Annotated in this window: 18 protein-coding genes; 8 read left to right on the plus strand and 10 right to left on the minus strand. The window is 67.0% G+C overall.

Annotated elements, in window-relative coordinates; translation table 11 throughout:
* Positions 1-13: 13 nt before the first annotated feature.
* Complete coding sequence (locus tag OG394_RS15240; RefSeq protein WP_328996004.1) at positions 14-1147, plus strand: N(5)-(carboxyethyl)ornithine synthase; 1134 nt, start codon at positions 14-16, stop codon at positions 1145-1147.
* On the opposite strand, the gene OG394_RS15245 is transcribed toward OG394_RS15240, so the two are convergent.
* From OG394_RS15245 to OG394_RS15270, 6 genes are all read right to left on the minus strand, one after another.
* Positions 1144-2178, minus strand: a complete 1035-nt coding sequence (locus OG394_RS15245) for a hypothetical protein (protein WP_328996005.1) — start codon at positions 2176-2178, stop codon at positions 1144-1146. The two genes, OG394_RS15240 and OG394_RS15245, sit on opposite strands and share 4 nt — an antisense overlap.
* Complete coding sequence (locus tag OG394_RS15250) at positions 2175-2675, minus strand: SigE family RNA polymerase sigma factor (RefSeq protein WP_328996006.1); 501 nt, start codon at positions 2673-2675, stop codon at positions 2175-2177. Before OG394_RS15250 ends, OG394_RS15245 begins: the two co-directional genes overlap by 4 nt.
* A 270-nt stretch (positions 2676-2945) precedes the next feature.
* Positions 2946-4082, minus strand: a complete 1137-nt coding sequence (locus OG394_RS15255) for an alpha/beta hydrolase family protein (RefSeq protein WP_328996007.1) — start codon at positions 4080-4082, stop codon at positions 2946-2948.
* A 111-nt stretch (positions 4083-4193) separates the two neighbouring features.
* A complete protein-coding gene (locus tag OG394_RS15260; RefSeq protein ID WP_328996008.1) occupies positions 4194-4601 on the minus strand; it encodes a PPOX class F420-dependent oxidoreductase in 408 nt (135 codons plus the stop codon).
* A gap of 25 nt (positions 4602-4626) precedes the next feature.
* Complete coding sequence (locus OG394_RS15265) at positions 4627-5202, minus strand: HhH-GPD-type base excision DNA repair protein (RefSeq protein WP_328996009.1); 576 nt, start codon at positions 5200-5202, stop codon at positions 4627-4629.
* Between the two features lie 17 nt (positions 5203-5219).
* On the minus strand, positions 5220-6089 hold the full coding sequence (locus OG394_RS15270) for a LysR family transcriptional regulator (RefSeq protein ID WP_328996010.1): 870 nt from the start codon (positions 6087-6089) through the stop codon (positions 5220-5222).
* Between the two features lie 109 nt (positions 6090-6198).
* Here OG394_RS15270 and OG394_RS15275 point away from each other — a divergent pair, with 109 nt between their 5' ends.
* On the plus strand, positions 6199-6594 hold the full coding sequence (locus tag OG394_RS15275) for a RidA family protein (RefSeq protein WP_328996011.1): 396 nt from the start codon (positions 6199-6201) through the stop codon (positions 6592-6594).
* Positions 6594-7397 carry an NAD(P)-dependent oxidoreductase gene (locus OG394_RS15280; RefSeq protein WP_328996012.1) on the plus strand — a complete coding sequence of 268 codons (804 nt, stop codon included), beginning with the start codon at positions 6594-6596 and terminating at the stop codon, positions 7395-7397. The genes OG394_RS15275 and OG394_RS15280 overlap by 1 nt, the downstream gene beginning before the upstream one ends.
* Here the strand turns inward: OG394_RS15280 and OG394_RS15285 are convergent, their stop codons facing one another.
* Positions 7398-7787: a nuclear transport factor 2 family protein gene (locus OG394_RS15285; RefSeq protein WP_328996013.1), complete on the minus strand. Its 390-nt coding sequence runs from the start codon at positions 7785-7787 to the stop codon at positions 7398-7400.
* A gap of 86 nt (positions 7788-7873) precedes the next feature.
* Between OG394_RS15285 and OG394_RS15290 the strand changes: the two genes are divergently transcribed.
* The gene (locus OG394_RS15290; protein WP_328996014.1) at positions 7874-8257 is read left to right on the plus strand and encodes a winged helix-turn-helix transcriptional regulator; all 384 of its coding nucleotides are present in this window, start codon (positions 7874-7876) and stop codon (positions 8255-8257) included.
* Here OG394_RS15290 and OG394_RS15295 read toward each other — a convergent pair.
* Both OG394_RS15295 and OG394_RS15300 read right to left on the minus strand, forming a co-directional pair.
* Complete coding sequence (locus tag OG394_RS15295; protein WP_328996015.1) at positions 8254-8766, minus strand: hypothetical protein; 513 nt, start codon at positions 8764-8766, stop codon at positions 8254-8256. The genes OG394_RS15290 and OG394_RS15295 overlap by 4 nt on opposite strands.
* Before the next feature lie 9 nt (positions 8767-8775).
* Positions 8776-9357 carry a TetR family transcriptional regulator gene (locus OG394_RS15300; RefSeq protein WP_328996016.1) on the minus strand — a complete coding sequence of 194 codons (582 nt, stop codon included), beginning with the start codon at positions 9355-9357 and terminating at the stop codon, positions 8776-8778.
* Positions 9358-9420: 63 nt separating this feature from the next.
* Between OG394_RS15300 and OG394_RS15305 the strand changes: the two genes are divergently transcribed.
* On the plus strand, positions 9421-10104 hold the full coding sequence (locus tag OG394_RS15305) for an NAD(P)-dependent oxidoreductase (protein ID WP_328996017.1): 684 nt from the start codon (positions 9421-9423) through the stop codon (positions 10102-10104).
* Here OG394_RS15305 and OG394_RS15310 read toward each other — a convergent pair.
* Positions 10091-11131 carry a LacI family DNA-binding transcriptional regulator gene (locus OG394_RS15310; protein WP_328996018.1) on the minus strand — a complete coding sequence of 347 codons (1041 nt, stop codon included), beginning with the start codon at positions 11129-11131 and terminating at the stop codon, positions 10091-10093. The genes OG394_RS15305 and OG394_RS15310 overlap by 14 nt on opposite strands.
* A gap of 141 nt (positions 11132-11272) precedes the next feature.
* On the opposite strand from OG394_RS15310, the gene OG394_RS15315 reads away from it, so the two are divergent.
* The 3 genes from OG394_RS15315 to OG394_RS15325 are packed head-to-tail and all read left to right on the plus strand — an operon-like array spanning position 11273 to position 14448.
* Positions 11273-12223: a carbohydrate ABC transporter permease gene (locus tag OG394_RS15315; RefSeq protein WP_328996019.1), complete on the plus strand. Its 951-nt coding sequence runs from the start codon at positions 11273-11275 to the stop codon at positions 12221-12223.
* Entirely contained in the window at positions 12204-13115 is a 912-nt protein-coding gene (locus OG394_RS15320) for a carbohydrate ABC transporter permease (protein ID WP_328996020.1), read from the plus strand. Before OG394_RS15315 ends, OG394_RS15320 begins: the two co-directional genes overlap by 20 nt.
* A 31-nt stretch (positions 13116-13146) precedes the next feature.
* Positions 13147-14448, plus strand: coding sequence for an ABC transporter substrate-binding protein (locus OG394_RS15325; protein ID WP_328996021.1), 1302 nt, complete (start codon positions 13147-13149; stop codon positions 14446-14448).
* Positions 14449-14528: the final 80 nt, after the last annotated feature.

The raw sequence follows: 14528 nt of genomic DNA on the forward strand, positions 1-14528 counted from the left end.
CACCCTCGGCGTCATGGCTCGTTCTCGCAAGGAGAACGAACACCGGCTGCCGATTCACCCGATGCACTTCGACCGGATCGAGGCCGATCTCCGGTCCCGCATCTTCCTGGAACGTGGTTATGGCGAGCGTTTCGGCCTTTCCGACGAGCAGCTCGCCGAGTCCGTCGGTGGGGTGCGCAGCCGTGAGCAGTTGATCGCCGACTGCGACGTCGTGCTGCTGCCGAAACCGCAGACCGAGGACCTCGCCGAATTGCGTACGGGTCAGGTGCTCTGGGGCTGGCCGCATTGCGTCCAGGACGACAAGCTCACCCAGCAAGCGATCGACCGCAAGCTGACGCTGATCGCGTTCGAGGCGATGAACCACTGGACCGCCGACGGCCGGTTCAACCTGCACGTCTTCCACAAGAACAACGAGCTCGCCGGCTACTGCTCGGTGCTGCACGCGCTGGAGACCATCGGCTCGACCGGGGTGTACGGACGACGCCTGCGCGCGGTGGTGATCGGCTTCGGCGCGACCGCCCGTGGCGCGGTGACGGCGCTGACCGCACACGGCATCCACGACGTCGACGTACTGACCGCCCGTGGGGTGACCGCGGTGAGTTCGCCGATCCACTCGGCGCGGATGGTGCAGTTCGACCACGACGACGAGACCGACGACATCCTCGACCCGCGCCGCAGTCACGCGATGACCGATGACGGCCGCGTGCCGCTCGCGGGGTTCCTGGCGGAGCACGACATCATCGTGAACTGCGTGCTCCAGGATCCGGATGCGCCGCTGACCTTCCTGATCGAGGAAGACCTCGGCCTGCTCGCACCGGGCACGCTGATCGTCGACGTCTCGTGCGATGACGGGATGGGCTTCAGCTGGGCCAAACCGACCTCGTTCAACGACCCGACCTTCATCGTGGGCGACAACGTCACCTACTACGGCGTCGACCACACCCCGTCCTACCTGTGGAACTCGGCCAGCTGGGAGATCAGCGAGGCGCTGCTCCCATTCCTGCCGACGGTCCTGGCCGGCAGCGAAGCCTGGGAAGCCGACGAGACCATCCGCCGGGCCATCGAGATCCAGCAGGGCGTCATCCGCAACCCAGGCATCCTGTCCTTCCAGCACCGCTCCGCCCTCTACCCCCACCAAGTGGCTTAACCGCCCGGGCTGAACGGCACAGGAACCCCCTCGGCGAGCTGCACGATGACGCGGCCGGCGAGGGGCTTCGGCAGGTCCACCGTCACCGTTCGCTGCTTGGCCACGGTCGGGCACGCGCCGTCGCCCCGGTGGACATCCGCGACGACGATGATGACGACCGCCTCGCCGGACTCGACGGCCTGCGCCGTGTAGTCCGCTCCGCAAGGCTGGCTCCGCGGCCCGACAGCGCCACTGAATTCGACGGTCACCGTCCGGCCATCGGCGCCGACCTTCGCCGCGTCCAGGCGGTACCAAACGTGGGATTGGCTCGGCTTCTGCGGCAGAGGCGTGACGGTGGGCGGCGGAATTGCCGAGCGGACAAGCTCGACCTCCGTGTCCCGAAGGCTGAAGCGCCACGCCGGTACGCCCACCGGGCCACGGGCGGTCTGGATTGTCATGCTGGTCCGCCGTGCTCCAGTCACCTCTAGTGGCTCACAGGCTGCACAGGTGGCTACGGGCATCGGGAACTGCTCGTACGTCGCATTCGCTGTCAGGACCATCGTGGGCCGTTCTTCGCCGTCGGCCCACACAAGCTTCCCGGGCGGCTGGATCTTCTGATCCAGCTTCGCGCCGGGCTTGACGGCTCCGGACGCGATGGCTTCTGCATGCCTTTTCAGGAAGGCTGGTTCCCACTGACCGATCACCTGGGTTGTCGGAAGCACACCGACCGCCGGGTTGGCTCGTACGGCTGCTTCCCAATGTGCAAGGGCCTGTCGGGCCTGAGCCATGCTTGCCTCATCGACAGAGCTTGAGCCGGGTACGGCCGTTCCCCCGCCTACGACGATCGCTAGGCCGCCCGCGATGGCACCGATGACGGCCGCGGCGGCGACGAGGGGCGCGGCCAAGCGTCGTACGACGTCTCGGCTGGTTCGGTGCGAGGGCGTCATCGCCGTACGGGCCAGAGCGTGCAAGTCGATCGAGGCCGGCGGCTCGGGGGTGGTGTCGTGGAGGAGGTCGGAGAGTCGGCGTTCGGTGTCGCGTAAGTCGTTCATGAGGTGGCCTCCGTGGTGAGCAGACCGGTCAGTGCCTGGTGGGAGCGCAGTGTCGCCATGGCTCGGGCGTTCTGGCTCTTGACGGTGCCGATCGAGCAACCGAGCGCGTCGGCGGTCTGGGCCTCGGTGAGATCGGAGTAGTGCCGCAGTACGACCACGGCCCGCTGTCGCGCGGGAAGTGCCGCGAGCGCGACCCGCAGGCTGTGCCGTACGTCGCTGTCGCCCATCTCGTCCCGCCCGGGCTCTTCCGGCAGCACCTCGGTCGGCAACTCGCCTTTCCACCGGCGCCGGTTGTGCCGCAGATGGGTGTTGATCAGAATCCGGCGTACGTAAGCGCCGGGATCATCGGCACGCTGGATCGACCGCCAGCCGTCCCACGTCTTCGTCAGCGTCGTCTGGACCAGGTCCTCGGCACCGGCCCAGTCGCCGGTGAGTAACCAGGCGGTGCGCAACAAGGCCCGGCCTTGTTCCGTCACAAACTGCTCGAAATCCCCCATGCCACCCTCCCGGCCAGGAACCCTGTCACCCCATACCAGTCCCTGCCGAGGTCAAAAGGTTGTCACCCGCCTCCTTTTGCGTTCATTCGTCGCAATCCGCCCTCTCCCCTCGCCGACCTATACCTGTCAGTCGGGTCTAAGAGGGCGGATTGCGACGAATGAACGCAAAAGAGTGGGCGGGAGGCGTCCAGCCGTTCGAGCAGGACGGTGCCGGTCGACGCGTTATCGGCCAACACTCGTACGACCGGCAAGCCCTGCCAACCGAACGGCCTACCGCAGGTGCTGGTCGAAGAACACCCGCATGAGCTTCCGGATCTGCGGGGTCGACCGGCAAGGGTCCCCAGCGCCGACCAGCTTGATCCGCGTCTCGCGACTCAACAAACCGTCGAACTCCAATTGCGGTGCCATGGCGGCGTAGTCGGTGAAGACCCAGTGGTTCGCGTCTTTCACTTCCGTACGGCGAACCGGCCCGCCGTGCGCGAGCACCATCCCCCACGTACGGTCGAACCGCTCGTCGCGGAAGCCGTCGGTCCCGACCAGCAGCAACGGCCGATCCGTCCCGGCCCGGGCGATCGGAAACGCCTCACCCGACAGATGATCGAGATAGCCCTCCAGATTGACCGCGGCATCAATCCGCCGATCCTCGTACATGGCCTCCGCGGCCGTCGCGCCACCCGCCGAGTGCCCGTAAATCCCGACCCGGCCCAGGTCCAGCGCCCGCCCCAACCCACGCGGCAAAGCCCTGCCCGCCGCGTCAGGATTACCGCCCGCCGCGAGCACCTCCAACCGATCCAGCACAAAGCGGACATCAGCGAACCGCGTCATCATCATCGTCCGGGCAATCGCGGCATCCGTCCGCGGATCACCCGGCAAGTCGAACCAGCGCACCCGTCCACCCGGGAATTCCACCTCACTGGTCTCCCCCGGATGGTCGATCGTCACCACCACATAGCCGCGACTGGCGAGTTCCTCCGCGAGCGTCGTTCCGACGGTTCGCGGGTCGGCGCCACCCGGGCTATAGAGCAGCACCGGCCGTCGTCCAGGCAGTACGGGCGCATCAACAGCCGAGTGGGTCTTCGTCGCACCCCAGTCGACGTTTGCCGTCGGCAACGAATGCCGCTGAACGTCGATCCGCTCGAACCACTCCACCGCCCCCGGACTCAACTGCGGCGCAATCGGATACTCCCGGACATCCCGCGCCGGATAGTAGACCGACGCCATCACCTCCCGCGGCGCCCCCGCCTTCCATGGATCCACCCGCTGACCGTCCACAAGATGCAACGACGTGACACCCACGTCGTACGCACCACTCGGCCCAGGCAACCGCAAAACCATGGGAGCCGCGGAGACCGGCAACGCGATCGAACTGAAGAACAAACCGGCGATCAAAGCAGTAAGAATTCGCATGCCAGACAGCCTGCCGACCATCAGGCCACGAAGTCTCGCTAAGCGACGACAGACCAACCCTGGGAGGGATCCGGGCTCAACCCGGCCTCCACCCAGGGCTGGTTGAAACGCTCAGGCAGCAGGCCCGGTCAACCGAGTCGGCGTGATCCGGATGACCGTGCGGACGACCTCAACCGGCAGGTCCAGGTACGTCGCGCCCGCGCCCGGCCCCTCGTACGCCTCGGCCAAGGCGACCGCCACGACCCGATCGACGTCCTCGGCCACGGTCGACGTACCCCGGATCTCGACGTACTGGTCCGGGTCGTCCTTGTCGATCACCGTCAGACTCGCCCGCGGCTCGCGGCGCAGGTTCTTGTCCTTGCGACGACCAGCCTCGGTCGAGATGACCAGATCGTCGCCGTCGCGGCCAACCCACACCACCGAGGTCTGCGGACTGCCATCCGGGTTGATCGTCGCGAGCACGGCGAGGTTGGCGCCGTCCACGAGCTTGCGGGCCTGGTCACTCAGGGGAATGGTCACCGGGCGATGGTACGCAAGACCCGTCTCAAATCGCCTTCGCGGCGGCCTTGACCGCCTTCTTGAAGGCACGCACCTCGGCCAGCGTCTCGGGGCTGGTGACATCGGCGATGGAACGCCGCGAGCCCTCTTCGGCGTACGCCCCGGCGGCCTCGCGCCAGCCCTCCGGCTGAACGCCAAGCTGCTTCCCAAGGAGCGCGACGAAGATCCGAGCCTTCTGGTCGCCGTACCCCGGCAACGCCTTCAGCCGACGCAGCAACTCCTGGCCGTCCGGCTTGCCCTGCTTCCAGATCTTGTCGGTATTGCCGCCGTAGTTGTCCAGGACGTGATGCGCCAGCGCGTGCACCCGACGTGCCATCGAGCCGCCATAGCGGTGGATGGCCGGCGGCTTCACGCACAGCTCCACGAACTCCTCGACATCGGTCTCGGCGATCTTGGTGATGCTGAACCCATCCATCCGGTCCGCGATCTTCCGGGGCCCGGCAAAAGCGTGTTCCATCGGGAACTGCTGATCGAGCAGCAACCCGGTGAGCAGGGCGAACGAGTCCTCGGACAGGAGCTTGTCGGCTTCGGCATCGCCCGTCAGTCGCAGCTTCTTCGGCATGCCGAAAGGCTACCGCCTCAAACCGGCCGGGCAACCTGCCGCAACGCGTCAAGAAAGGCGGTCACCGAGTCATCCAAAGGGCCGCGGGTCGCGACGTACACAGCACGCTTGGGCGGATCGGCCAGTTCGCGGACGACGAGGTCGGGCCGCAGCGCCGGTACGACCAGTCCCGGCACCAGCGTCACGCCGTACCCGGCGGCCACGAACGCCTGCTTCCCGAGCCAACTGCCGCACTCGATGTCGATCCTCGGCACGAACCCGGCCTTCGCACACACTCCCATCAGTACGGCGGCCGCGCCCGCGTAATCCTCGACCCAGCTGTCCTCCGCGAGCTCGGCCAAATCCACCACCCGGCGATCGGCCAACCGATGCTCCCGGGGTAGCGCACAGAGCAGAACGTCGTCCATCAGATGCGCCAACGAGACGCCCTCCGCAGTCGGCAGACCGGGCGGGTAGTCCGTGATCACCGCCAGGTCGATCGCACCATCGCGCAACTTGGGCAGCAGCTCAGGCGTCACGCCCTCCACGAAGGTGACCCGGTTGACCCCACCGAAAGCGCGAAGAGCTTCGGGCAGCAACCGGGCGCTCGCGGTCGGGATCGCGCCCACCCGGACCGGCCCGCCTCGCGTTTCAGCGGTCCGTACGTCGGCCAGCGCGCGATCGACCTGGCCGAGGATGCCCGTCGCGTGCGTCAGTAACACCTCGCCCGCCGCGGTCGGACGAACGCCCCGCGAATGCCGCTGCAACAACGGCAGACCCACCTGCGTTTCCAGGCTCGCGAGCTGCCGGGACACCGCGGACTGTGTGTAGCCGAGTGACGCCGCGGCAGCGCTGACCGTGCCCAGGCGGCAGACCTCGCGGAAGGCTCGGAGCTGGTTCAGATCCACGGCACCACGATATCCCTATCGCGCATACCTAACCTGCAAGATATGCGCTGGTCGGATACCGACAGACCCGGCAGGATGGCATCACCAGCCGAAATCGGAAGGAACCACCTTGTCCCAGCTCTCCCACCCCAAGCCCGACGGCGTCGCCCCGGGCAACGGGTACAGCCACGTCGTGACCGGCCCCGGCCGCTGGGTCGCCATCGCCGGCCAAGTCGCGCTCGACGCGAACGGCGATCTGGTCGGCCCCGGCGACGCCGAAGCGCAGGCCCGCCAGGTCTTCGCCAACCTCGACGCCTGCCTCAAGGCGGCCGGTGCCACGTTCACCCAGGTGGTCAAGCTCGGCATCTACGTCACCGACCTCGCCGTGCTGCCCGCGATCCGCAAAGCCCGCGACGAGTACGTCGACACGGCCAACCCGCCCGCCAGCACCGCCGTACAGGTCGTCGCGCTCTTCCGGCCCGACGTACTCCTCGAAATCGAGGCCTTCGCGATCGTGGCCGACTGATGCGGGTAGGGGTCTGCGGCCTCGGCCGGATGGGCCAGGCGTTCGCCATCTCCCTCGAGGAACACGGCCACCAGGTCATTCGCTGGAACCGCAGCCCCCGGCCCGGCTACGAACCGACGGGCCTGGAGGTGCTCGCGACCGCCGAGGCCATCGTGGTGATGGTGCTCGACGGCAAGGCCTCGGCCGACGTACTGGCCGGCCTGATCCAGTACGTCGAACCCGGCACACTGGTGATCAACGCGAGCACCATCGCGCCCACCGAGTCCCTCGACCTCGCGGGCCGGGCGATCGAGGCAGGTCTGCGGTACGTCGAAGCGCCCGTGCTCGGATCAATCCCGGCCGTCCGGGGTGGCACGCTTCGCGTCCTGGCGGGCGGCTCTACCGAGGACGTCGCCGCGGCGCGGGCGCTCCTGCAGTGCTGGACGTCCAACGGCGACATCCGGCACACCGGCCCGATCGGTACGGCGACCGCCGCCAAACTCGTCGCGAACCTCAGCCTTGGCGTGGTCGCCGCCGGACTGCACGACGCCGTCCAACTTGGCGAAAGCCTCGGCCTCGACCGCGCACTCGTTCTCGACGTACTGAGCGGTGGCGCCTTCGCCAGACTGGTCACAGGCAAGCGGGAGCGGCTCGACTCCGGCGACTACGCGGCTGCCGATTTCACGGTCGGCGCCTTGCGCAAGGATCTCGGTCTGGCGCTCGCGGCCGCACGCAGTCCGTTGCCGATGGCAACCGCCGCGCATGCCCTCCTGGACGTTGACGCGGCGGCCGACATCTCGATCATGGGGCAAGCTGGAGGGTGATCAGCCCCAGAAGGTGTTCTCGGCGTCCTGGTCCTCGGTGAACAGCCAGGCCTCGACGATCTTGCCGTCGGCGATCCGGAGCAGGTCGATACCGTCGCCGTCCAGGGTCGCGCCCTCGCGCTGACCGGCGAAGTGCACGGGCGCGGCGACCAGGTCCTCGTTGACCATGAGCGGCGCCCGGACCGACAGCGCGAAGGTGCCGGCGCTGACCGTCATCATGCCGCCGATCATCGCGTTCACCGCGTCCGCGCCCTTGTGCATGCCGGAGAACTGGTTGGCGCCGGGCTGGTGCCAGACGATGTCGTCGGCGAAGAAGCCCGCCACCTTCGCGTACTCCTTGGCCGCCAGGGCGTTGAAGTAATCCGTTGCCACAGTCACCGCATTGCTCATGGTTCCTCCTAGGGTTTAGCCTTCTGGAGGTCAATACTTACTAATGGTGACCATTCACCTCAACGTAACTAACGGGATGTGGCCTGATGAATCTGAAATACGCGCCGCCGCCAGGGCAAAGCTGGAACATCCTGGTGGCCACCTGCCCGTCCCGCACCTCGCTGGCCCGGATCGCGAACAAGTGGACCGCGATGATCATCACCGTTCTGGACCCGGGCCCGCTGCGCTTCGGCGACATCCGGACGGCCCTGCAAGGCATCAGCGGCAAGGTCCTGACCGACACCCTGCGCGATCTCGAACGCGACGGCATGCTGATCCGCCAGGCGTACGGCGAAGTCCCACCACGAGTCGAGTACGAACTCACGCCACTCGGCCGGACGCTGATCGACCCCCTCAACGTCCTCTGCCGCTGGGCCGAACAACACATCCCCGAAGTCCTAGCCGCCCGCGACGCCTACGACGACCGCTAACCCCCGCAGGCCGCCTTCTTGAACTTCTCCAACGGCTCGGCCAAGGTCACGGTCTTGCCGTCCACGAAGTCCACCGAGAGCACTTCACCCGGCTTGACCTTGGCGAGGTCGGCGACCTTGAACGTCAGCGTGCCGAGGGTCCAGGACTGATTCTCGTCCCACGCCCCCACGACGTACGACGTCCCGGGCTTCAGCGGCTGCCACGGCGATGACGCCTTCCACGCGGGATTCCCCGTCTCCAGGTTGAGCGCGTGCGAGCCGTCCTTCAGCTTGCCGATCGTCCACTCGCCAAGCCGGACGCGCTCAGAACCCTGCGCCTCAGAGCCCTCGGAAATCTCGGACAACGACACGTACTCGATATCGCCCCTGCACTTCTCCATCACGGCGACCAACCGGCCCGCGTCGTCCACCGTGACCGAGATTCCCCCGGCCAGCCCCGGCGAACAACCGGTCAGCACCCCCACCACTAGCGCCAGGCAAAGCCCCACGCCGTACGGCCGAATCCTCATCAGACCAACTTACGCGGCACCCCGGTGCAACTGCGCCCCGCGCAGGGCGGCGCGCATTGACGGCAGCATGATGCGCTCCAGCTCAGCCGACGGCAGCTCGGCGGCCGGGCGGAGCGGATTGAGGTAGCGCGTGAAGACCAGCCCACCGATCACGGCGACCGCGGCGGTGGCCCGATCGGTCGCACCAGGCCCGCGCAGAAATTCAGCAAGCCGGCCGTGCAACTCGGTTTCGAGGTACTCGCGGAACACCTCCATCGCGTCCGCGTCGCGCATCGCCAACCCGTCCGGCGGCGCGCCTTCCCACAACGCCATCACCGCGCGCAACAGCCGACTAGGCAGACCCGCGAGATCCCCCTCGAACGCCGCGGCCAAGTCCGGCGACTGGCAACTGAACCCCATCGACTCGGCGAACAACCCTTGTTTAGAACCGAAGTGGTAACTGATCAACGCCGAATCAACCTCAGCGGCAGCCGCGATCGCGCGCACCGTCGTACCGCGATAACCACGCTCCAGGAACAGCGGCCGCGCCGCCTCGGCGATCCGCGCGCGAGTCGGCGGATTGCCACGCGGACGACCTCGAGATTTATTCATCACCGTTGAATATGCGGGACCGCGCAGGCGAAGGTCAAGCCTCAACCGATCAAAGGAACGCACATGCGCATCGTCGTCTTCGGAGCAAGCGGATCAACCGGCCGCCAGTTGACCCAGCAGGCGGCCGCCGCCGGGCACGAGGTCATCGGCGTCGCCCGCCGGCCCATCGAAACCACACCGGGCGTCACCACCGTGCAAGCCGACGCCACCAATCCCCAAGCCATCGCGCCGATCATCCAAGGCGCCGACGCCGTGCTCTCGGCCATCGGCGGCACCTTCACCCGGCAACCCGTGAGCCTCTATTCACGGGCGACGACGGCGATCGTCGAGGCGATGGAGCGGTACGACGTACCCCGGCTGGTGATCGTGACCTCGATGCTGACCGATCCGGGCTACCAGCCGACGGCCGACTTCTTCTACCGGCGCGTGATCGACCCGATCGTCAACCGACGGCTGGCGCGGACGACGCACGAGGACATGCGCCGGGCCGGGGCGATCGTCCGCGCCAGCTCGCTGGACTGGACGATCGCGCGTCCGGCCGGGTTGTTCGACCACCCGGCACCGACGACGTACGAGCTGACGGAGAACCACGCGGACGGCCTCTTCACCGCCCGCGCCGACCTGGCCGCGGGGATGCTGGCGCAGCTCACCGACGACAAGTTCAGCCGTCGCGCGATGGCCGTCATCACCACGGAGATCACGCCGACACCGGGTCAGATGATCTGGCAGAACGTCACGAAGAAGTAGGCGGTGGACGCTCGCCGCTGCCACGGGGAATGAGGGTGCAGGGCAGCACGATGCGCTGGGGTGGTTTGGCGGAGCCGTCGGCGCGTTCGAGCAGGAGGCGGGCGGCGACGCGGCCGAGCTCACCGATGTCGGAGGCAACGACCGTGACGGGGGTCGGCAGCATGTCGGCCAGCCGGAAGTCGTCGAAGCCGACCACGGCCGCCTGCGAATCGGTCTCGCCGAGGGCCCTGAGCACGCCTTCGGTGAGGAAGTTCGTCGACGCGAAGATCGCCGTGGGAGGTTCCGCCCGGTGCATCAACTCACGAGTGGCCTTCTCGGCGGCCTCTTGCGAACCCTCCGGCAAGGTGATGACCAGACTCTCGTCGACCGTTTGATCGGCCAGGCGGAAGGCGCGGCGATACCCGCGAAGCCGGCGGCCGACCGTGTAGTACGACGGCGCGAGCAGGATCGCGACCCGGCGATGGCCCTGGTTCAGCAGGTGCTCCGTCGCGATCCGGCCACCGGCCTCGTTGTCGACCATCACCACGTCAGCCTCGATACCGTGCGCCGGCCGGTCCACGAAGACCACCGGCACACCCGCACCCGCCGGCCCGGCCAGGAACGAGTGGTCGCCCTGGTCCGGCACGATCATCAGGCCCGCCACCCGCCGGCCGATCAGCTCCTGGATCGCCCGCCGCTCACCCTCGGGATCCTCGTCCACACTGCCGAGTACGACGGCATACCCGGCTTGGCCCGCCACCTCCAGCGCGGCCTTCGCGATGGTGGCGTAGAACGGGTTGGTCAGGTCGCCGAGCACCAGCGCGAGACTCGTCGAGGTCTTACCCGGCCGCAAAGCGCGGGCCACCTCGTTGCGCTGGAACCCCAGCTCGTCGATCGCGGCGCGGACCCGGCTGGCCGTGTGCTCACGGACACCGGACCCGCCATTGACGACGCGCGACACGGTGCCGAGGCCGACGCCGGCCCGCTTGGCCACATCGACCATCGTCGGGCGTGCGGTCTCGGGCCGCCTTGGAAACGTTTCGGACACAGGGTTGACTTCCTTCTCACGACACGGCATCGTCACAAAACAGTAAGCCGTTGGAAACGTTACCGTCCAGGGAGTGGGCATGAATTCGATCCAGCACATCACCTCCGGCCCCCCAGGCGCTGACAGGACACGCCAGTGCGGGTGACCGCAGCAAGACGCCCAGACACAGCACGCCCAAAAGGCCGCCTTCAGGCCCGAGGCGCCGGATCGGATACCAAGGCAGCGTACGTCTTCATCGGCCCGGCCGTGATCGGCTTCACCGTCTTCGTGGTCTATCCCCTGATCCGCTCGTTCTACCTGGCGCTGACGAAGTACAACGGCCTGAGCGACCCGATCTTCGTCGGCTTCGACAACTTCCGCAGGCTCTTCACCGTCGATCCCGCCTTCTGGCCCGCGATGCGCGCGACCGCTTATCTCGTCCTGCTCTACGTCCCACTGTCACTGGCAATCGGCCTGGCACTCGCGGTCTTCTGCAACCAGAAGTTCCGCGGCGTGCGAATCGTACGGACGATGGCCTACCTCCCTGTCGTACTCCCGGCCGTCGCGACCATCACGCTGTGGAAGTTCATCCTGAACCCGCAAGTCGGCTTGATGAACACGATCCTGGAGAAGCTGCACCTGCCGACCAGCCAATGGCTCGCCAGTCCGACGATGTCGATGCCGTCGATCGTGATCGTGATGCTCTGGGGTGTTGGCAGCACGATGATCATCTTCCTGGCCGCGCTGCAGGCCGTACCGACCGAGTTGTACGAGGCGGCCAAGGTCGACGGCGCCGGGCCGTACTCGGTGTTCTTCCGGATCACCATGCCGATGATCAGCCCGATCATGTTGCTGCAGGTGATCCTGCAGACCACGGCCGCGCTGCAGACGTTCAACCAGCCCAAGATCCTCACCGACGGTGGGCCCGGCTTCAGCACCAACGTGCTGATGCTGTCGATCTACAAGAACGGCTTCTCCAACCTCGGCCGGATCCCCCAGCTCGGTTACGCCTCCGCGCAGGTGTGGGTGCTGTTCATCGTGATCATCGCCGTGATCGCCCTGACCGCGAAGTTCTCCTCCCTTTGGACCTACAGTGACAACTCTGCTGACTGAAGAACGCGGCAGCGCCGAGGTCGCGGCCAGAGCCGTCGGCACCAAGGACCGGACCAAGTCGCTCCGGACCGCCTCCTGGTATGCGACCGCCTTGTTCGTGTGCGCGGTGATGGTGGTGCCGCTGCTGTGGATGATCACCATCGGCCTGAAGAGCCGCAGTGCCGTCTTCGAGGTGCCGCCGCGGCTGTTCCCGAATGAGTTCCACTTCGAGAACTTCATCAAAGGGCCCGAGGCGATCCGCTTCCCGCGACTGCTGCTGAACTCGTCCATCATCACCGCGCTCAGCGTCTTCGGCGGCGTGCTCACCGCGATGATGGCCGGCTACGCGCTGGCCCGCTTGCGCTTCCCCGGCCGGAAGATCTGGTTCTACCTGTTCGTCGGCAGCATGTTGCTCCCCGGCGTGGTCGGTCTGATCCCGCTGTTCCAGATGTACAAGAGCATCGGCTGGTACGACACGTGGTTGCCGTTGATCGTGCCGGCCTTCTTCGGCGGCAATCCGCTGTTCATCTTCCTGGCCCGGCAGTACTTCCTCGCCATTCCGTACTCGATCGACGAAGCGGCCAAGATCGACGGCGCCGGCCATTTCCGGATCTTCACCCAGGTGATGCTGCCGCTCACGAAACCGGCCTGGATCACGATGTCGATCCTCGCCTTCCAGGCCTCGTGGAACGACTACCTCAATCCGCTGGTCTACCTCTACTCGTCGGAGAAGTGGCCGCTCGCGGTCGGCATGGCGTCGTTCATCTCCCCGTTCGCCGGGCAGACGCCGGACTGGAGCTACTACATGGCCACCAACCTGCTCTACATGCTGCCGCCGCTGATCCTCTTCTTCGCCGCGCAGCGCTACTTCATCCAGGGCCTCGGCTCGCTCGGCAGCACCACCCAGAAGTGATCCCCACATTCAAGGTTTGAGGAGGACGGCCGTGAGGCGTTCAAGAGTTATCGGTACGACGCTGGCGTGTGCCGGGTTGCTGACGGCAACGGCCTGCGGCGGCTCGGATGATGGCGGCGGCACGGACGGCCCGGTCACCGTCACGATCATGACCTGGGAGTCGCCCGAGACCAACAAGGCGATCGACGCGGCCCTCAAGGGTTTCAGCGATCCCAACATCACCGTCAAGCGGCTCGAAACCCCCGGCGGCGGGTACGGCGACAAGCTCGCGTCGCTGACCCAGGCCAAGAAGCTGCCCGACATCTTCTGGTGCGGCAACGACACCGAGCAGCAGTACACCTCGCAAGGCCTGCTGGTCGACTGGACGAAGCGCGTCAGCGAGGGCGAAGGCGATTTCAAGGCCGCCAACTTCGTGCCCTCGGCCTTCGAGAACTGGAAGACCGCCGACGGCCAGATGGGCGGCATCCCGGCCCTGCTCAATACGTACGGCGTTTGGTACAACGCGGACGCCTTCGAGGCCGCGGGCATCCCGGTGCCGAAGGCCGGCTGGTCCTGGGACGAGATGTACGACGCCGCCGGCAAGCTGGCCGGGAAGAACGGCGCGAAGCACGGGCTCGTCGCGGACCAGCTCACCGCGGGCGACGGCCCGTTCACGATGGGCATGTACTCGCTGTCGGCCGGTGGCGCCGCCTTCACCGACAACGTGAACCACCCGACGAAGGCCGAGGCCGACGCGACGTACGTCGAAGGTGTCACCAAGTTGGCCGCCGCGATCAAGTCCGGCGCGGTCGCACCGCCGGGGTACGACGTGTCGAACGCGCCCGCGCTCTTCTCGGCCGGCAAGGTGCCGATGATGTTCGGCGGGCAATGGCTCGCGGCCGGGTTCCAGACGGACAAGCCGAAGGTCAAGTACGGCTTCGCGCCGTTCCCGCAGGTCACCACGCCCGCGACGCTGTCCGACTCGATCGGCTACTGCACCCCGTCGTACACCGCGAGCGAGGAAGCGACGTACAAGGTGATCGAGTACTTGAGCACGAAGGTCTGGAGCGCCGTACTGCCCGCCGCCCCGGTGGCACCGCCGGCGTACGTGCCGACGCAGGGCAGCTACTTCGACGCCCTGTCCAAGGCGGGCCAGCCGACGGTGATCGATACGGTCAAGGCCGATCTGGCCACGGAGAAGACGACCGGCGTGCGGTTCACCACCCAGTGGGCGTCCCAGGTCGCCGACCTCACCACGGCGTACTGGCAGCCGATCCTGAACGGCAAGAAGCCGGTCGACGAACTGCAGGTGTACGTCGGCAAGGTGAACGAGTTGATCAAGTCCAACGGCTGACTTCTCGTGCTTGGCCGAAGGGCGCATCCGGGCTTCCGGATGCGCCCTTCGCGCATGTTCTGGGGTGAATCGGGCACGGG

It is taken from the genome of Kribbella sp. NBC_01245, assembly GCF_036226525.1.
Lineage (GTDB): Bacteria > Actinomycetota > Actinomycetes > Propionibacteriales > Kribbellaceae > Kribbella.